Origin of the sequence: Pseudomonas sp. SB113 (assembly GCF_040754745.1) — a bacterium.
GTDB lineage: Bacteria > Pseudomonadota > Gammaproteobacteria > Pseudomonadales > Pseudomonadaceae > Aquipseudomonas > Aquipseudomonas grimontii.
Genome location: NZ_JBFMHW010000276.1, coordinates 1 through 270, shown reverse-complemented (window position 1 = coordinate 270; position 270 = coordinate 1). Strand labels below are relative to the sequence as shown.

Genomic DNA, 270 nt, shown 5'->3' with positions numbered 1-270 from the left:
CCGCCAGGCCGTAGCCTGGAACGATGATCACGGTGTCGGCGTTGGTCAGCAGGAAGGTGGCGTCGTCGGCCGAACCGGACTTCACCGGGCGTGCTTCTTTAGAACCCGCTGCAGCACCGGCATCCGGCGCATTGCCGAAACCGCCGAGCAGTACATTAAAGAAGGAACGGTTCATCGCCTTGCACATGATGTACGACAGGATCGCGCCGCTGGAGCCCACCAGGGAGCCGGCGATGATCAGCATCGAGTTGTTCAGCGAGAAGCCGATCC

1 protein-coding gene is annotated in these 270 nt (G+C 61.9%); it reads right to left on the bottom strand.

Annotated features, from left to right (window positions below; all coding sequences use genetic code 11):
* Positions 1–270, bottom strand: a 270-nt coding sequence (locus AB1462_RS32545) for an NAD(P)(+) transhydrogenase (Re/Si-specific) subunit beta (protein ID WP_367249247.1), incomplete at both ends; no start/stop codon positions are given.